Genomic DNA, 17,898 nt, shown 5'->3' with positions numbered 1-17,898 from the left:
TTATAAAGGATCTCTGCTATTTCTTGGAGATTTATTTTGATCTTCTGCTGTTCTTCTGGGGTCATGCGAACTTGGATTATGGTAATTTATCTGCTTTCTATTATGCCATCAGCTTAGCCAGACAATTGTCTGAGTATTTATACTGACTGCAAAAGTGGGATGCTCCCTGCTCTTCTAGAGGCACAATTACCCGTTCCCCTTCGGGCGAGTTCAGTCAAAAGTTCTGGGTAAGGTTTGGGTTAAAACCTCCTTGAATGTTTCCATAGATTTTCTCTGCCATGTTCGTAATATTCTGACTTGTTTGTGGCTGAGACTTCACAGCGTCAGCCAAAGCTTGAACTGCCACCGCAATTTCAGAGTCTGATTTTGCTGCTGACTCGACTTTTTCCACCAAAACGGCTTGTCCATAATCCTCTGGGTGCTGTTCAACTAATTCTGGATGTTGTGCTGCTAATTCTATGGCACTTGCTGTATCAGGAGACTTGCGCTTGAGCAGTTGCATCAACTGGCCGCCTTTCTCCACCAATACCTTTTCTCCAAAAATTTCACCTGTTTTTTCAATTGCTTTCGTTAAAAACAAAGTTGCGATCGCGCCAGCCGTGAAGAGTTCCATATGTTACCAATTGTAAATGGAGTGAGTTAGCTATGTAGCTTTTCATTAACTATCCTAGCTTCAAGAGTAGAGAAGCGTCAATGATTTACATCCAGACAAGTCTTTAGTTTTAGCCACATATCCCTCCTAAAAAGAGCGATCGCACCTCAACCAACCAATCTAACTCAAGGGCGATCAATCTTGTTTGATTGTAGCCGATCGCCAGATCGAGAGTAAAGCTGACTAAAAAGGAATATACTCAACAGCATTCATCCATTCATCAGAGTCCGAGGCTAAAGCAATCACTTCCAAATCCTTAACAAACTGTCCGATCGTACCGCCTAGCTGATGTCCAAATATCAAACCAGCAAACTGTTTTTCCTGACGCTGCCAATCTTGAGCCATTGCCTTAAAAAGGATATCTTGAGTAAACAATACTCTCCCTAACTGAGTGGCACGTTCCAAAAGTTCGTCATCCGGCAATTCTGTCGCACCATCTTCGATCGCAGTCAAAACATCCACGCCACGACGGCGCAACTGTTCAGTAATTGCTTGCGGAATGTGAACGTCCATGTACAGAGCGATCGCCACTTACAACAACCCCTTAGCACGCATTCTCACGAAAAATGGTGAAGGCGAAAGCAGAGATTTTTCCTGTTGTACCTGCTCCCATTCCGTCCGAATCTCCTGCTCAATTTCAACTTGAAAGTCGAAGTAATAAGCCATTGCTGCATGAGCCTCTGACTGCATCAAATAAGGATGCTGGCGGCACATCTCTTCCACTGACCAACCGTAAGCTAGATAATCCATGACAATCTGAGCAACCCGCACGCGGGGTATCCGGTGCAACCGTGCGGGTTGACCCGCTACTTTCTCGATATGAGGATAAATTAAAGCTGATGTCATTGCTTTTTGGATCTATCTCTACAGGACATTAGCACAAATAGTATTATAACAGTCCGCCAAATAGGACTTAGCAGGGGGCTCAGAAACCGGGTTTTTTACGAAAATACTTGGTTAGAGCATCGCAAATTGGGTAAAAAACCCGGTTTCTTTGTCGGAGTCCATAAGTTTTGTTATTGATGATTTTAAGCGATCGCCATTACAATAGTACAGTATTCGATTCTCAACAAACCCGATGACCATCAAACCGATTCAATGAGCAAAAATACCATTACCCAAGCCGCTGATAATATCTTTCTAGACCTCGGATTTTCAGCCCAAGAAGCTGATAACTTACTAATCCGATCGCAACTAATGCTAGCCCTGCAAAATCAGATTAAACATCACGGTTGGACGATCGACCAAACGGCTCAACATCTCAAACAGTCAAGCGACGAAATCAAAGCTTTGACTCAAGGTAAAATTGGGCATTTCTCCGTTGATACTCTGATTATAATGCTCAACCAAGTAGGCATGACTGTCAAAGTCGAAATTTGCCCCGCCCGGTAGCTTAGGGCGATCGCCCTTTCATTCCCAAAAACAGATCGCCCTTTCATTCACCTCACCAAAAACACCGCACACTCCACATGAGAAGTCTGAGGAAAGAAATCCGCCGGCTGCACCCGCGCTAACTTATAATCCCCATTTTCGCACAAAATCTTCAGGTCGCGAGCCAAAGTCGCAGGCTTGCAGCTAACATACACAATCCGATTTGGCTTGATTTCCTTAATTGTTTCCAACACCGCGCGATCGCACCCTTTCCTCGGCGGATCTAGCAGCACAATATCCGGTGTCAATCCCAAGGAAGGCAGCAAACTCTCTACAGTTCCCACCTGAAACTCGACATTTCTCAAGTCATTTAACTCAGCATTTAATTTCGCTTGTTCGATCGCCGCCGGTTGCACTTCTAAACCAATCGCTATTTTTACTTGTTTTGCCAGGGGCAAAGTAAAAGTTCCAATTCCGCAGTAAGCGTCAACCAAAACCTCGTTTCCCTGCAAATTCAATTCCCCTACCATCACCTCTAACAATGCTTCAGCCGCCTCTGTATTTACCTGAAAAAAAGTATCAGCTCTTAGCTGAAAATTCATCCCAGCAAAACTTTCTCGCAGATAAGAACGACCCGCAATGCAGCGAGTTTCTGTACCAAAAATCACATTAGTTTGATCGGGATTTATGTTCAAACAAACCCCTGCAAGTTGAGGATATTGTTTCAGCCACTCTGATGCTTGCTCTTCGAGTCCCGGCAAGTCTCCAGTCCTAACTATTAAAGTTAGCAGCATCTCGCCGGTGCGCCGTCCGATTCGCAAGGACAAGTGACGCAATTCTCCTGTATGTTTCTTTTCATCGTAGACAGGCCAATCCCGCCAGTGAATGTCTTCTTTGACTTCCTTTAACAAAGGATTGAGGCGCGGATCTTGCACCGGACACTGATTGAGATTGACTAATTTGTGGGTACTTTTTTGATAGTAACCTGCTTGAACTTGACCTGTCGCAGATATTGCCACGGGATAAGTCGCTTTGTTGCGGTATCCCAAAAATTGGGAAAATCCCTCGATTTTTCCCGTTAAAATTTCATCGACTTGCAGATTGCTAAATCCGCCAATCCTTTCTAAGGCTTGAATGATTTGATTTTGCTTGGCTGCAAGCTGATATTGATAATCTACGTGCTGCCACTGACAGCCGCCGCATTTGTCGGCGACAATGCAGTTAGCTCGGATGCGGTGTTCGGATGTTTCGAGAAGTGTGTCCAGCTTGCCTGTAGCATAGGTGGATTTGACTTGCACGAGGCGCACAAGGACTCGATCGCCCGTCACGGTATCGGGCACAAACACTACTAACTCACCAAAACGACCAACTCCGTCGCCGGTGTCTGTCAAGTCGGTAATCTCTATCTCAATCAGTTGACCTTGCTGGCAAGGGTTTGCCAATTTCGTCGAGTTTGGGGTGGGGAATTTAGATTTGGTCACAAGTAGTCGTGGTAGGATTTAATATGGTAATGCAATATCGCTCCCTCTTTCCTGAGATAAGTCGTAGCGAAGAAGCGGGGCGCAAGCCATCGCACTCAAGCTCAATTGCAGGCTGTCTTCCTGCTGCTGAACGTCTTGCTGCTAAAGCCAAGCTTCAACCGCGGAGTCGAGCTTGCCGCGAGTTGCCTCGATCCCGTCGGTGCGATCGGCTGTTGGGGCGATGTAGCAAAAACTCGTTAAACAGTCAAAGTGTCTGCCGACATCCAAACTCTCACTCGCAATTTTTGAGTTTTTCCCGCAGTACCCTGGAACACAAGGAAACTGGCTTGAACATCAAGCATAACGCTTGGGGAGATTTACCCTCTACTTCTAGGATTGATAAATGTTAGGAGCAAGGCAAGTCTGCGAACCAAGAATCCCGTCGCCAACAGATGGGAATGTTTATTAATGTTATCCTCAAATTTGAATAACAATGAGCGTAGTTAGCCAATTTATTCTCCAAGCCGATGACGAACTTCGTTATCCCAGTACCGGCGAACTCCAAAGTATCAATGATTTTTTCAAAACGGGAGAACAGCGGGTGCGTATTGCTACTGCGCTGTCAGACAGTGAGAGGAAAATTGTTGAAGAAGCTAGTAAAAAACTCTGGAAAAAACGACCTGATTTTATCTCCCCTGGGGGCAATGCTTACGGCCAGCGCGAACGGGCTTTGTGTCTGCGCGACTACGGCTGGTACTTGCGCCTGATTACCTACGGTATCTTGGCGGGTGACAAGGAGCCGATCGAAAGCATCGGTTTGATTGGCGTTCGGGAAATGTATAATTCTCTGGGCGTTCCTGTTCCTGGCATGGTCGAAGCTATCCGCTGTTTGAAGGAAGCTTCTTTGGCTTTGCTCAATCAGGATGATGCTAAGGAAGCAGCTCCTTATTTTGATTATATCGCTCAGGCAATGTCTTAATTGCTTTTGTGATTGTTTCACGGATGTGGCGGAGCATTCGCGGGTGATTTTTGGGGTGATTTTATCTCGCAATTGCTCGCAAATGTTTCGCTTCTGTTTTTGGCAGGGAAGAGTTGACAGTTGACAGTTGACAGTTGACAGAATCAAAGGCAAGGGTTTGAGGAATTAACAGCGTCCTCACGGTTGGGTGCGGTTGCTAGTGTTAGGAAATCTGCTTGATTTCTGCTAGGAAGCAATGCAGTTTGAGCTTTCCCAGATTTCGAGAATGTCTTGTCTTTCAATGCACATTTGAATTAAAAAGTCAAGTGTTTTTGGGAGAGATTGTTTTTTGAATTTCCGGCTGTCATACTGAATGGATGTTTTGAGCTGCGAGAGTTCTCCAAGGGTGGGGCAGGTTTGGATATGATGGGCGATCGCATTTTGCCATTCTTCCAGCCTGCGGTACGAGATAAATTGTCCGCCTCTGTCCCGCCGATGCACGAAAACCACGAAAGCCCAGGATTCGACTCGCTTAATTTGATTTTGGCTGATTTTGAGCAGTTGGGCGATCGACCTGACGGTGATGCGGAGCTTTTTCGAGGGTTGGATGCGGCGAAAGAGTGCTGTCATGGCTGTCTATTTACTGTGTTCCAACATCGTAACACAATATTTAAAAGTTGCAAACTTAAAAAGTGAAACTAGAAAGTCAGGCGTGATAGCTTAGCTTTATGCAGATAGGTGATGACTGATGGTTGTAGCAGAAGCTAGGCGAGAAAAAGAATACTTGAGACGGAGATTTACTGATACCGGGCTGCGGCGGTTGGGTAAATTCCTGCGATCGTGGCGGGAAGCTAGGGGGTGGAGCGTTCACGAACTGAGCGAAAAGACCAAGCAGCATGAGGCTCAATTTTATAATCTAGGGGGAGAGCCTTTGCCGAAAGTTTTGGGGGTCAGCATTGCAGGCATTTCGAGAATCGAAAATGGCTATTACAACAAGCCTGCACCCGATCTTTTGTGGCTGTTCCTCGATGTTCTCGAACCAGTTCACCCGGTTGAAAAGCGGTTGGTTACTCTAGAAGACTTACTGTTGATCGGAACTGAATTTTGGAACCCAAACGTCGAGGCGTAGGATTGACTTAATAGTTAAATTGGATCTGTAAAATGCCGGGATTTCTTGACTTTAAGGCTGTCGTCGATCGGGAAAAACTGCGCCCTGTGCGATTTACGGATACGGGACGCGGTAGATTGGGCAAACTTCTGAAAGCAGCTAGAGAGATTCGGGGCTGGTCAATTATTGAAACAGAAATGGTCACAAAAGAATACGAGGCCGCTCTGTTTCGGACAGCAGCAGAGCCTGTACCAAAAGATGTCGGTATTAGTAATGCTACTGTTAGTCGCTACGAACGCGGGAAGTTAGAAAGTTTGGATTGGCGATCGCTCAGTCTGTTATGCTTTGTGCTCAAGCCGATCGATCCGGTGACAGGGAAAGCCCTGGAACCGACAAATGCTTTATATATCGCGTGCGAACATCCCCCATACAATGAGGCTAAGCTCTATGACTAAATTATTTGCAGATAGGTAATGTCAGGACTCTCTAACAAGGCTGTGGTAGACAAAGAGCAGGAATTGCGTCCCGTTCGCTTCACTGAAACGGGGCGGATGCGTTTGGGGAAGATTTTAAAAGCAGCAAGACAGACAACAGGTTGGTCTGTCAGCGAAACAGAGTTCAAAACCAAGGGATATGAAGAGGCGCTGTTCACAGCTACAAATCAACCCGTACCCAAAGATGTGGGTATCAGTGCCGCAACAGTCAACCGTTACGAACGTGGGAAGCTGGATAATTTGGATTGGCGATCGCTCTCTCTGTTATGCTTTGTCCTCAAGCCGATCGATCCGGTGACTGGGGAAGCCCTGGAACCGACAAATGCTTTATATATCGCGTGCGAACATCCCCCATACAACGATGCGAAGCTTTACGATTAGTTGATTGCTGAAATCTGGCTGTATTGTTAATCAGCTTTTTTTGGGCGGGCTAGAAGCCCACCCCACAAGCAAAATATTGAGTTGTTGTGGAACAGGCATCTTGCTTGTTCTTAACAATAGTGCGGGCTAGAAGCCCACCCCACAATCAAAATATTGAGTTGTTGTGGAACAGGCATCTTGCCTGTTCTTAACAATAGCGATCGGGAGTGAGTTATTACCGATCGCCCTTTTGTTTAGCAATTAAAGCTTTAGCTTGCTGCCACAGAGATTCTAACTCTTCTGGGGCATAATCTGACAAAGGTCGATCGCACGCAGCCTCCACCTTCGCAAACCGCTGCACGAAGCGATCGTTTGTTCCTTGCAAAGCAGCCGACGGATCTAAATCGTACCAGCGAGCTAATTGAATCAACACAAACATAATATCTCCCAATTCTGACTGCTGCGCTGCCTTATCCTCGTGTTTGAGAGCGTGTTCAAATTCGGCCATTTCTTCGTGAAATTTATCCCAAACGCCCTCTACACTGTCCCAATCAAAACTCACTTCCGCAGCTTTTTGAGAGATTTTCATCCCGGCGGCGATCGGCGGCAAAGTGCTGGCATAACGGCTCATTTTCGAGGCTAAAGTTGGCGGCTTTTCCGAAGTTGTGCCTTTTTCTGCTGCTTTGATTTTTTCCCAGTTTTCGTTGACTTCATCGACGCTGTTGAGTTCGACATCGCCGAAGACGTGGGGATGGCGCCGAATCAGTTTTTCGGTAATCCCCGCAGCAATTTCGGCGAAGGTAAACTGATTGGATTCGCTGGCAATTTGAGCTTGCAGAATTACCTGTAACAGTAAATCGCCCAATTCTTCAACGATCGCATCTTTATCTCCTTTGCGAATCGCGTCGGCGGTTTCATAAGCTTCTTCGATTATGTGAGGAATTAGAGTTTGCGGAGTTTGGGCCAAATCCCAAGGACATCCGCCGTCTGGCGATCGCAATTTAGCCACAACTTCTATCAGTTCTTCGAGTGCTGCGAGCGATCTACTGTGGGAATTAGACATCGGAATTTACCTTTTAGATTTGCTAGATGTGCGGCTGCGAGGTTTGCGTTTGCGCTTCTTAATGGAGCTTGGCGGTCGTAACTCTTTTAATTCTTGCTTTTTGAATCTTTTGTAAGCAGAGCCGCCCCAATCGCTGAGATAGTGGCTCATGGCGCCGAATTCTAAGCCGACGTACACAGCTAAAAATTCGAGGGGGTGTTTACAGAGCGATCGCCAACAACCTAAAACCACATCCTCCCAAGTCCACCCAGGGGGGCCAATTTTTTCGGCAATTACCAATCCCAGTATCCCAAAAACCGCGATCCAGGTAGTCAGGTAAAAGATTCGCAAAGCAGTGCCAATTAGAGGGCCGTGGGACAGCAAAGAGCGGTGGCGCAGGTTTTTTTGGTATGGGAGCCAAATCAGTTTGAACCATCCCCAGCGCTGATACTGGCAAGAATAGATATCCAAGTCGGGGCCAAACATCAGCCCGCCGAATAAGAAACTGCCGGAAACAAGCAAAGTCAGGTTGCTGCTCTGAGTCTGGCCAAACGTGAGGGCGGCCACAGCGGGCAAACTCCACAGGGTTATTCGATCGTGGGTGCGGCCAGAGGGCATTTAAAGTTTAGGATTTTTTTTTACTTGATCTTTTTGAGTTACTGTGATATGATAAATCCCTGTGAGTGCAATTGGGCGATTAGCTCAGTGGTAGAGCGCCTGCTTTACACGCAGGATGCCGTAGGTTCAAATCCTACATCGCCCATCGGATAACTCAATATCAACAGTTTCAGCCGTTTTTAGCCTTCAAGCCGAGAACGGCTTTAACTTTTGCTGTTGACGGTTGACTGTTGAATTTGGTGACGACTAAATTTAACATTCTGTGGCGGATGTCTCAAAAGTTGGCACGCAATGCTAGAAAATGAATTTATTGATTTTCTTTTTTAGAACCGTGTATATGAAGCCTAAAATAACTAGCCCGATCGCGTGGCAGCAAGCTGAACTGCTCATGCAGCCCGCCATGATCCGAGTGATCGACAACATCCGCAAACAATTAGAAGAGTCAGTCTGGACGGGCACTTATCAAGAAGTGCAGATTCCGATTCCCGGTTATCAACTAATTTTAAAGCTTCAAGGCGAGCAAAGATCCGTCGATATTTGGGAACTTTGCTATCGAGTCTGCTTTGTCAACTACCAGCCCGCCCACACTCCAATCCAAAGCCAAGAAGTTGTAATTGATACTAGCTTGATTGACGATGACACTGGCGATGTAGATTGGAATCGTCTTGATGCCAAAGCCAGCCAATTAATACAAGAAATCTTCGCCAATTTGGGCAAATAGTCAGTTGACAGTTGACAGTTGACAGTTGTCAGTTGACATTTGACATTTGACAGTTGACAGTTGTCAATGATGAGCTTTCCAGCGAACAGCGAACAGCGAACAGTCAACAGCGAACAGTCAACAGCGAACAGTCAACAGCGAACAGTCAACAGTTAAGACTCAACATTTAACAGTCAACAGTCAACAGTCATCACTCAACAGTCATCAGTCAACAGTCAACAGTCAACAGTCAACAGTCAACAGTCAACAGTCAACAGTCAACAAAATCTTATGCTGATTCAAGAATTGCACGACATTCAAGCCGCAGCCGGTGCTACTTTTGCAGAGTTAACAACCAAAGAAATTGTGCCAGTCAGTTTTGGTAACGACGCAGAAGCGATCGCAGCAACGAAACAAGGTGCGGCTTTGTACGATCGCACTCACTGGGGACGCATTCAAATTTCAGACAGCGATCGCCTGCGGTTCTTGCACAATCAAAGCACCAATAACTTCAATATACTCAAACCCGGTCAAGGTTGCGACACCGTTTTCGTGACTTCCACCGCCCGGACGATCGACCTCGCCACCGCTTACGCTACAGAAGATGCCGTACTGCTGCTAGTTTCAGCCAACCGCCGCCGACAATTGCTGGAATTGCTCGATCGCTATATTTTCCCAATGGATCGTGTCGAGTTAACAGATTTAACCGATACAACTGTTGCTTTCAGTTTCCTCGGTCCGCAAGCCACTCAACTATTAGAAAAAATCGGAGTTACCGAACTTGAAAATCAACCTTACGCTACTCACAAATTGATAAAACCCCCCCCTCTTTCCCCCCCTTACCAAGGGGGGGATGAAGGGGGGGTTCGAGTTGCGGTTGGTAGCGGTTTAGCAACTCCCGGATACACGTTAATTGCGCCCGCAAACGGTGCAGCCAAGTTGTGGCATGAATTAGTCAAAGCTGGGGCCGTACCGATGGGCGATCGAGTTTGGCAACAACTGCGAATCGAACAAGGACGCCCCGCCGTAGATTTTGAACTCACAGACGATTACAACCCCCTAGAAGCCCGCCTTTTACACACGATTACCTACGACAAAGGCTGCTACATCGGTCAAGAAACAATTGCCCGGTTGAACACCTACAAAGGAGTCAAACAGCAACTCTGGGGCGTGCAGTTGAACGGTGCGGTTGAACCCGGAACAGCAATTACAATCGGAGAGGAAAAAGTCGGCAAACTCACCAGTTTTACCGAAACCGAATCCGGCTTTTTCGGTCTTGCATACATCCGCACGAAAGCGGGCGGCGAAGGACTGAAAGTGCAAGTAGGAGAAATTGCCGGGGAAGTAGTCAACGTACCTTTTTTAAGTTTGTAGCGGCGCATCAGCGCCCGTTTGAGGCGCTGATGCGCCGCTGCGAACCTTTTTGTTGAGGTTGATTGGGGATAGATGCTTGCAGAATAAATTCACATAAATTCCTATCTTTAGATAGATGTGCAAAAAAACAACAGCAATTATTCTGTATTAAAATCACAAAAAAACAGATTTTTTAAATGAAAAAGTTTACATTGCGCTTAGCTAGGATTTGCCTGCGAGTCGGAATAATCTTTGCTGTATGTACAGCGCTCCTGTTTAGCTCAGAATTAGAATTTTCTGCCCACAAAATGCAAGCGCTCGCTACACCAACCCCTGAAACTAAGTCTTACGAAATTCCCATTCCCGAGCGGCAGCCAACAAGCGAAATAGAGAAGGAGGCGAGGGATGCAGTTGACAATATTCGAGAAAAGCTGAACCTCGACCAACCCATTGCCTCCAGTACCAAAAAATTTATAGAATCTGTAAAAACTAACGTGGGGGAAGCAGTGACGCCGGCATCGAAAGCAGTATAAAAAGCCGCAGATAGAGCTAAATAATTCGATAAAGTCCAGTTTTTAAATATCGTATTCTCAGTCCGCTAGGGCAGACTTTTTTTCTATAATAGCGATTTCAAGAAGCTCCGAATCATCGAAGGGATTCCGATAGCGGTCAATCGATAGGACATGATATTAGCTCCCCGACTTCTTTCAGACCACTGAGATTTGAGCGTGAATGAATTTGATTCAGAAGTCGGGGAGCTGCCGGAAATCATACCTTCCCATCAGCAACGCCTAAAATTTCCCGGACAGACTGAAACAAACTTGCAGTGCTGTATCAGCCACCAGCTACACACAGGACTTTTCAACGCAAGCATTGTTTTTTGGACGCTTGCTACACAACCACCAAACTCTAACTTACTGCTGGTAGCGAAGTATACAGTTGATTGTTGCTATAAGTACCTCTAAAGAATTGTTTGTAGATTCTCCTGAAGACGGAGGATAGCAGCGACCAATAAAAATAACATGACATAGATATCTATTGGGAATCTAAATACAGAATTTAAAAGCAGTCTATTTGCCCCCGATCAGACAGACATTCGACTTACACACTTGCCAAAGTTTAACTGGCAAATGTTAACAAAGTGGCAGTATGTATGTCCCATACTCTTTTGCCTTACTTCAGGTTAATGATTAGTTGAGCTTGGAGACTTAATTAGCTTTACCTGCTTTTTTCTTTTTCTGTTCTACCTGTCAGACCCTAATTACCCTGTGGCAATACCCTTCTTTGTAAATGCCGCAGAGGATTCCAGAATTTTTCCCGCTTTGAAAGATTTGTGCTGATTGTAGGTCATTGGCTACACCAGACTGACCTACTCTTTTTACCTAATTATCCACTTATCCAAAAAGTCTCATGGTTAACTTACTCAGACCGCCCAGTATTTCAAGTTCTCGCCTCGGTACTGTAACGGGTTTGTGGAGAGAACAATCTCTTTACGACAGAAGAGCGCTTAAGACTGGAATCGTCCATTTCGGGCCCGGCCGTTTTTTTCGAGGTCACCTCGCCGACATCATACATAACTATCTTGCACAGAAGGGGTCTCAAGAGCAGAGATGGGGGATTTGTGGAGTTAGTCTCAAGAGCAAAAACACCATTACTAAGTTGAAACCGCAGAGATTCCTTTACACTTTGACCAAACACTCTAGTTGCGCTCAAAATCGCGAAGAAGCGGAAGTTATCGGTTCGATCAGGGAAATAGTTAATGGTAGAGAGAAGTGCGAGTATGTGCTCGAAAAGATGGCATCTGGCTCGGTGCATCTGGTGACTCTGACAATTACTCAAGGAGGCTACCATCTAGACAAGAGTTTTAATCTCGATACAGCGAATCAAGAAATTGCCCAGGATTTCCAAAATCCTGCCACTCCAACAACAGCTATTGGCTTTATCGTAGAGGCGCTGCGCCGGCGACGCGATCGCGCTCTGACTCCCTTCACCACCCTTTCTTGCGACAACCTGCCCAGAAACGGGGATATCCTGCGAAAAGCAGTGCTGGCTTACGCTGATGCGATCGATCCGACTCTTGCAGAATACATCCGGGATAGCGCAACGTTCCCCAATACGGTGGTAGACAGGATTGTGCCTCAAGAACAGGAATCCGACTGTAACTACCCGGTTCGACTGTTGCAGGTACGCGATCGCGCACCCATTGTAACCGAGCCATTTTGGCAGTTTGTCGTGGAAGACAACTTCAGCGGCGATCGCCCCAAGTGGGAAGATACGGGAGTGATTATGACTCGTGACATCACTCCCTTTCTGTATATGAAGTCGAGATTCTTGAATGCAGTACACTCCTTCATAGCCTGTTTAGCGGTAAGAGCCGGTATAAAGTATATGCACGAGGCGATCGCCCTACCGGAATTCGAGTTGTTTGCTCGGCTTCTGATGGACGATATCGCAGCAGCAACACCCGTCCCCCGCTCCATGTGCCAACAATATATGGAGCAGGTGTTACTAAGGCTCAGTAACGAGGATCTTCCCGATACTACTGAGAGAATTTCTTCAGAAACAGCGAGGAAAGTAGGCAAGTATATATTTCCGATCGTTGAGGATGCTTATAACCGAAAAGTCTGCATCAAGCGGATTGTACTTCCCGTTGCAGCGTGGTTGCTGGCAGTCAGAGAGGGAGCAAGCGAATCTGGTCAACATTATCATGCCAAGGATACCGAAAGCGCAATTACAGCGATTCAAGCAGGCGCATCGCTCGGCCAGATTCTAGGATTGGAGAATTGTCAACAGACAGAGGTAGTAGATCGTGAATGCCACCAAGCAATGCTCGATCTCCAGACCTACGGGCTATTAGCTACACTTAAGAATTACAGTGAGGGACATCTTTTAAATGAAACAGTTTCAGCATCATAAGATGATACTTTTCGATCATGACGGAACTGTGGTTGATAGTGAAACCATAGCACTTAAGAGCGCGTGGAAGCTGACAAATGAAGTGGCGATCGAGTTCCCTAGCCATCGGCGCTATAACCTTGAGGAGTTTGTCAAAAGCTTCGCCGGGAAACCTTACAGGGAAATACTCAAGAAGCTCTACGCAGACTCCTCAAACAGTCTTAACGATCGCGATATTGACCGGCTAGTGGCTGAAGAAGAAAAAAGAGCGATCGAACGGCTTAGTGTAGAGGCAAAACCGACAGAAGGCACGCCCGAAGTGCTCTCTTACCTGCGCGATGGCGGATTTGAATACGCGCTAGTAAGTAACAGCAGCTTGCAGCGTCTGAGTGCTTGCCTGACTGCTGCTGCTTTAACCGACTATTTCCCCAGCCAGCAGGTATTTAGCGCTCACGACTCTCTCCCTGCGGCGCGCCCCAAACCGCTTCCCGACATCTACCTGCACGCAGCGAAGTGTTTGGATGCTGATGTTTCCGGTTGCGTGGCAGTTGAAGATTCTCTCAGCGGGGTAAAAGCTGCCGTTGCCGCTGGAATTGGGCAGATTATCGGTTATGTAGGGGGAACTCATATCAGCGAAGACGAACGAAGCAGCCGTGCAGATGCTCTTGTGTCGGCTGGTGCCGGACAAGTTATCGATCGGATGCAGGATCTAATCGGATTATTATGAACAGCAATATCGGCACAGGCTCAACAATCAAGCTGAATCAAGCATCCCTGTCTCGTTTACCTGGAAACGTGCGCGTACCCAAGTACGATCGCACTCAAATTACTAATGGAATTGTGCATATTGGAGTAGGTGGATTTCACCGATCGCACCAAGCACTTTATCTCGATAATTATTTCCATCAGCATCCTAGTAGTGACTGGGGAATCTGCGGTGTGGGATTGCTCGATTATGACTACGATCGGCGGATGCGGGATGCGCTGCTGTCCCAAGATTGTTTGTATACCTTAGTTGAGCGATCGCAAGAGGGCGATCGCGCTCGCATCATCGGTTCGATCGCTCGCTACCTGTTTGCACCAGACAATCGTCAAGCAGTCATTGAAGCACTAGCAGATCCCAAATGCCGAATTGTAACTCTCACGATCACAGAAAGCGGCTACTACTACATTGAAGGCAGCGGCGAATTTGATGTCAACCATCCAACAATTCAGCACGATTTGCAGCATCCCGACCAACCAATCGGAACCTACGGTTATTTAACAGTTGCACTCGCACAGCGACGCGAACGGGGGTTAGCACCCTTTACAGTTCTGTCCTGCGACAACTTGCTGGGTAACGGCGACATGGTGCGGAAAATGCTGACGACATTTGCCCAAATGCGCGATCGAGAGTTAGCAGCTTGGATTGACCAAAACGTTGCCTTTCCCAACTGCATGGTCGATCGCATTACTCCCCTCACAACTCCCCAAGATATCAAAATGGTGGCAGATCAATTTGGAATTGATGATGCCTTTCCAGGCGTTGCAGAGCCTTATCTCCAGTGGGTAATCGAAGATAGCTTTTGTGCAGGCAGACCAAATTGGGAAACCGTTGGCGTACAGATGACTGACGATGTTCATCCCTACGAGATGATGAAAATTCGACTGCTCAATGCCAGTCATATGCTGATCGGCTATCTCGGTTCTTTGGCAGGTTATACCTACGTTTGTGAAGTGATGGCAGATCCCTTGTTTGTGCAAGCAGTCGCTAACTTGATGGACGAAGTGACGCCAACACTGCAACCAGTTCCTGGGATTGATTTAGAGGATTATAAAAAGACTTTAATTGAACGTTTTTCCAATCCCAAAATTCGCGATCAACTGCCGCGTTTGTGTCTGAGTGGATCGGCCAAAATTCCCAAGTTTGTGTTGGGTTCGCTCCGGGATAAATTACAGCTTGGAGGTGCGATCGATTACCTAAGTTTGACGGTTGCTGCTTGGTGTCGCTATCTCAGCAGTCACGATCCACAAGGGCAACCGATCGCCATTGATGACCCATTAGCAGATATCCTCACTCAAAAAGCCCGTTTAGGTAAAACAGATCCCACACCATTACTCAGCATCTTTGAGATTTTTGGAGATTTAGGAGAGTCGCCGCGTTTCGTCGAGACTGTTGCTGACAAGTTGAGCAGTTTGGATGAGTTTGGTGCTAAAGAAACACTCGTGCGATTCTCGTAGGCACAGTAAGGAGCCGCGCCAAAATAACTTACCGATTTAAGTTGTGTGAGGGGCAATTGAATAGTTCCATAGAGACGGTGTTAGACCGCACTAATTCAGTATAATTCCTGAATTGGCACCAGTTAGACCGCAAATGTGCAGGATAATACCTACGATTAGAGGTCAAAGACCGCTTTCTGTGCGGCATGACCTCTGGATTTTCGGGAGTTAAACCGCAATGAAAGCGGTTTAGTATGCCTAATAAAGGTGCTAAACCACTAGATGCAGCTTAATAGATAGTTCGGCGGCAATTTAAAAAAGGACAACTAAAATGAAAATTTGTGTAGCACAGACGAGACCTATCAAAGGTGACATTCAAAGTAATATTGACAATCACAAAAAATTAATATATCTAGCAGTTCTCAATGGAGCAGACATAGTTATTTTCCCTGAATTATCACTAACGGGTTACGAACCGGAACTATCAAAAGAATTGGCGACTAATCAAGAGGATAGTAGGTTTGACGATTTCCAAATGATTGCCGATACCAAGCAGATAACTATTGGAGTTGGAGTACCAACAAAAAATAATCTAGGCATCTGCATTAGTATGATTCTTTTTCAGCCGCACAAAGCAAGGCAGACGTATTCAAAAAAGTATTTACACTCTGATGAAGAAGATTTTTTTATCAGCGGATCGAATTATACAGGTTTAATAGCTAACAATACCCATATTGCACTTGCAATTTGTTATGAGTTGTCAGTTCCAGAACATTCGGAGAATGCATTTAAAAGTGGAGCCGAATTTTATATAGCAAGTGTGGCTAAATTGGTAAATCAAGTTGACAAAGCCATTGAAACATTATCTGACATTGCAACTAAATATTCAATTACAGTATTGATGTCAAACTGTGTCGGAAAATCTGAGGGGATGGAATGTGGAGGGAGAACATCAATTTGGAATAACAAAGGCTTATTGGTAGGACAAATTGATGACACAAGTGAAGGGATAATAATCATCGACACTGACACACAAGAACTTATAAAAAAAACCCTATAAAAAGTAATAATACTGTTGCTTTATTAAGCAACAAATTTAATTTGGGATTTTTAACTTTTAAGTATTTGAGGATTAACCTAATGCTGCTTGGCATTGATTTAGGAACAGGCTCTGCTAAGGCATTGCTCTTAGAAACAGACGGAACCGCTATCGGTGAAGCGTCAAGCTCGTATTCTGTTCGTGCACCCCATCCAGGATGGGCTGAGTCTGAGCCAGGAGATTGGTGGTTAGCTGTTGGCGAAGCTGTTAGGAAAACAGTAGGAAATCGCGCTAGCCAAGTACAGGCGATCGCACTTTCAGGGCAAATGCACGGTGTTGTCCTAGCTTCGGAGTCTGGTCAGCCCCTGCGTCCTGCTATCCTTTGGGCAGATACTCGCAGTAGTACCGCGCTTAGTGCTTATCATGCCCTCGATGCCGCTATTTTAGAGCGCTTGGGCAACCCGATTACGGCGGGAATGGCGGGCCCAACTTTGCTGTGGCTGCGAGAACACGAGGCTGCTGTCTATACCGAAGCGCGTTGGGCACTTCAGCCCAAAGATTGGCTGCGGTTGCGGATGACTGGAGAAGTCGCAACAGAACCCTCTGACGCTAGCGGTACTTTGCTTTACGATGTTGTGTCGGACGAATGGGCCACTGAGGCAATAAGAGCGCTGAATCTGCGTTGCGATCTGTTCCCCAAAATTATCCCCTCTAGTGCGATCGCAGGCTACCTGACAACTGATGCTTCCGAGCATCTTGGCTTAAAATTTGGCTTGCCCGTTATCGCTGGTGCTGCGGATACAGCAGCGGCGGCAATTGGCAACGGATTGCTAGAGCCTGGATTAGTGCAACTAACGATCGGTACAGGCGCTCAGATCGTTACACCTCGATCGCAACCAATTATCGATCCTCACGGTCGTACACATCTCTATCGATCCGCCGTACCCAATCAGTGGTACACCCTTGCAGCAATGCAAAATGCCGGGTTAGCCCTGGAGTGGGTGCGATGTATCCTCGGCTTGAGCTGGCAGCAAGTTTATACTAAAGCGTTTTCTGTCCCCCCAGGATGCGAAGGCTTGACATTTTTGCCGTACCTCACGGGCGAGCGAACTCCACACCTTGACCCCCATGTACGCGGCGCATGGGTGGGGCTTGGGCTGCATCACACGCAGGCGCACTTGATGCGATCGGCTTTAGAGGGAGTTGCTTTTGCCTTGCGACAAGGTTTTGAGGCGCTTGAGGCGACAGGTATTAAAGCGACACAACTGCGTTTAGCGGGCGGTGGAACGCAAGAAATGCTTTGGCAACAATTACTGACTGATGTATTGAGAATACCCCTCTATGCAACCACTGTTGCTGCTGCTTCCGCGCGCGGTGCTGCTCTCTTGGCTGGTATAGGAATTGGCGTATACGCAGATGCTAATGAGACGATCGAACTAACAGCTAAACCAACGCTTGCTGCAACTGCGCGATCGGTCGATCCAGCCCTAGAAGAGGCTTGGATGCGATATCAATCCCTTTATCCGCGACTTAAAAAAATCTGAGAGGAGTTATGCCTTAAGGAGGAAGCACTAGAAACTATCTACCAATTAATCTTAAGCTAACAATGTTTAATATTCAGTTAAATAGAATCAGTAAGTTTTCTAACA

21 protein-coding genes and 1 tRNA gene are annotated in these 17,898 nt (G+C 46.5%); 14 read left to right on the top strand and 8 right to left on the bottom strand.

Annotated features, from left to right (window positions below; translation table 11 throughout):
• Positions 1-214: 214 nt before the first annotated feature.
• From QUA02_RS19835 to QUA02_RS19825, 3 genes are all read right to left on the bottom strand, one after another.
• Positions 215-613: a hypothetical protein gene (locus QUA02_RS19835; protein WP_333030084.1), complete on the bottom strand. Its 399-nt coding sequence runs from the start codon at positions 611-613 to the stop codon at positions 215-217.
• Between the two features lie 222 nt (positions 614-835).
• Positions 836-1,183 (bottom strand): DUF5615 family PIN-like protein, encoded by a 348-nt coding sequence (locus QUA02_RS19830; RefSeq protein ID WP_333030082.1) that lies wholly within the window; start codon positions 1,181-1,183, stop codon positions 836-838.
• A complete protein-coding gene (locus tag QUA02_RS19825) occupies positions 1,184-1,498 on the bottom strand; it encodes a DUF433 domain-containing protein (protein ID WP_333030081.1) in 315 nt (104 codons plus the stop codon).
• A gap of 252 nt (positions 1,499-1,750) precedes the next feature.
• Here QUA02_RS19825 and QUA02_RS19820 point away from each other — a divergent pair, with 252 nt between their 5' ends.
• Complete coding sequence (locus QUA02_RS19820; protein ID WP_333030080.1) at positions 1,751-2,044, top strand: helix-turn-helix domain-containing protein; 294 nt, start codon at positions 1,751-1,753, stop codon at positions 2,042-2,044.
• A gap of 47 nt (positions 2,045-2,091) precedes the next feature.
• On the opposite strand, the gene rlmD is transcribed toward QUA02_RS19820, so the two are convergent.
• Together rlmD and QUA02_RS19810 are read right to left on the bottom strand one after the other, a co-directional pair.
• The gene (rlmD, locus tag QUA02_RS19815; RefSeq protein WP_333030079.1) at positions 2,092-3,504 is read right to left on the bottom strand and encodes a 23S rRNA (uracil(1939)-C(5))-methyltransferase RlmD; all 1,413 of its coding nucleotides are present in this window, start codon (positions 3,502-3,504) and stop codon (positions 2,092-2,094) included.
• A 141-nt stretch (positions 3,505-3,645) separates the two neighbouring features.
• Positions 3,646-3,771: a hypothetical protein gene (locus QUA02_RS19810; protein WP_333030078.1), complete on the bottom strand. Its 126-nt coding sequence runs from the start codon at positions 3,769-3,771 to the stop codon at positions 3,646-3,648.
• Positions 3,772-3,976: 205 nt separating this feature from the next.
• Here QUA02_RS19810 and QUA02_RS19805 point away from each other — a divergent pair, with 205 nt between their 5' ends.
• Positions 3,977-4,462 (top strand): bilin-binding protein, encoded by a 486-nt coding sequence (locus QUA02_RS19805; protein ID WP_333030077.1) that lies wholly within the window; start codon positions 3,977-3,979, stop codon positions 4,460-4,462.
• Between the two features lie 225 nt (positions 4,463-4,687).
• Here the strand turns inward: QUA02_RS19805 and QUA02_RS19800 are convergent, their stop codons facing one another.
• Positions 4,688-5,071, bottom strand: coding sequence for a hypothetical protein (locus QUA02_RS19800; RefSeq protein ID WP_333030076.1), 384 nt, complete (start codon positions 5,069-5,071; stop codon positions 4,688-4,690).
• A 118-nt stretch (positions 5,072-5,189) separates the two neighbouring features.
• Here QUA02_RS19800 and QUA02_RS19795 point away from each other — a divergent pair, with 118 nt between their 5' ends.
• Genes QUA02_RS19795 through QUA02_RS19785 form a run of 3 tightly spaced genes read left to right on the top strand, consistent with a single transcriptional unit; the run spans position 5,190 to position 6,424 of the window.
• Complete coding sequence (locus tag QUA02_RS19795; RefSeq protein ID WP_333030075.1) at positions 5,190-5,570, top strand: helix-turn-helix domain-containing protein; 381 nt, start codon at positions 5,190-5,192, stop codon at positions 5,568-5,570.
• 32 nt (positions 5,571-5,602) lie between these two features.
• Complete coding sequence (locus tag QUA02_RS19790) at positions 5,603-6,004, top strand: helix-turn-helix transcriptional regulator (protein WP_333030074.1); 402 nt, start codon at positions 5,603-5,605, stop codon at positions 6,002-6,004.
• 18 nt (positions 6,005-6,022) lie between these two features.
• Entirely contained in the window at positions 6,023-6,424 is a 402-nt protein-coding gene (locus QUA02_RS19785; protein ID WP_190655959.1) for a helix-turn-helix transcriptional regulator, read from the top strand.
• A 214-nt stretch (positions 6,425-6,638) separates the two neighbouring features.
• On the opposite strand, the gene mazG is transcribed toward QUA02_RS19785, so the two are convergent.
• Together mazG and QUA02_RS19775 are read right to left on the bottom strand one after the other, a co-directional pair.
• Positions 6,639-7,466 carry a nucleoside triphosphate pyrophosphohydrolase gene (mazG, locus tag QUA02_RS19780; RefSeq protein ID WP_333030073.1) on the bottom strand — a complete coding sequence of 276 codons (828 nt, stop codon included), beginning with the start codon at positions 7,464-7,466 and terminating at the stop codon, positions 6,639-6,641.
• Between the two features lie 6 nt (positions 7,467-7,472).
• Positions 7,473-8,063 (bottom strand): metal-binding protein, encoded by a 591-nt coding sequence (locus QUA02_RS19775; protein WP_333030072.1) that lies wholly within the window; start codon positions 8,061-8,063, stop codon positions 7,473-7,475.
• Between the two features lie 73 nt (positions 8,064-8,136).
• Between QUA02_RS19775 and QUA02_RS19770 the strand changes: the two genes are divergently transcribed.
• From QUA02_RS19770 to xylB, 9 genes are all read left to right on the top strand, one after another.
• A tRNA-Val gene (locus QUA02_RS19770) sits at positions 8,137-8,208 on the top strand.
• Positions 8,209-8,400: 192 nt separating this feature from the next.
• The gene (locus QUA02_RS19765) at positions 8,401-8,784 is read left to right on the top strand and encodes a hypothetical protein (RefSeq protein ID WP_333030071.1); all 384 of its coding nucleotides are present in this window, start codon (positions 8,401-8,403) and stop codon (positions 8,782-8,784) included.
• A 273-nt stretch (positions 8,785-9,057) separates the two neighbouring features.
• Entirely contained in the window at positions 9,058-10,137 is a 1,080-nt protein-coding gene (gene ygfZ, locus QUA02_RS19760; protein ID WP_333030086.1) for a CAF17-like 4Fe-4S cluster assembly/insertion protein YgfZ, read from the top strand.
• A gap of 176 nt (positions 10,138-10,313) precedes the next feature.
• Complete coding sequence (locus QUA02_RS19755) at positions 10,314-10,649, top strand: hypothetical protein (RefSeq protein ID WP_333030070.1); 336 nt, start codon at positions 10,314-10,316, stop codon at positions 10,647-10,649.
• Between the two features lie 877 nt (positions 10,650-11,526).
• Positions 11,527-13,032 (top strand): mannitol dehydrogenase family protein, encoded by a 1,506-nt coding sequence (locus QUA02_RS19750; protein ID WP_333030068.1) that lies wholly within the window; start codon positions 11,527-11,529, stop codon positions 13,030-13,032.
• A 1-nt stretch (position 13,033) separates the two neighbouring features.
• Positions 13,034-13,738, top strand: coding sequence for an HAD family hydrolase (locus tag QUA02_RS19745; RefSeq protein WP_333030066.1), 705 nt, complete (start codon positions 13,034-13,036; stop codon positions 13,736-13,738).
• Complete coding sequence (locus QUA02_RS19740; protein WP_333030064.1) at positions 13,735-15,231, top strand: mannitol dehydrogenase family protein; 1,497 nt, start codon at positions 13,735-13,737, stop codon at positions 15,229-15,231. Before QUA02_RS19745 ends, QUA02_RS19740 begins: the two co-directional genes overlap by 4 nt.
• Before the next feature lie 310 nt (positions 15,232-15,541).
• Positions 15,542-16,270: a carbon-nitrogen hydrolase family protein gene (locus QUA02_RS19735; RefSeq protein ID WP_333030062.1), complete on the top strand. Its 729-nt coding sequence runs from the start codon at positions 15,542-15,544 to the stop codon at positions 16,268-16,270.
• 80 nt (positions 16,271-16,350) lie between these two features.
• Complete coding sequence (gene xylB / locus QUA02_RS19730; protein WP_333030061.1) at positions 16,351-17,793, top strand: xylulokinase; 1,443 nt, start codon at positions 16,351-16,353, stop codon at positions 17,791-17,793.
• Positions 17,794-17,898: the final 105 nt, after the last annotated feature.

It is taken from the genome of Microcoleus pseudofavosus SVA1_A4 (assembly GCF_036700565.1).
Taxonomy (GTDB): Bacteria; Cyanobacteriota; Cyanobacteriia; order Cyanobacteriales; family Microcoleaceae; genus Microcoleus.
This window is presented reverse-complemented; position numbering and strand designations above follow the sequence as displayed.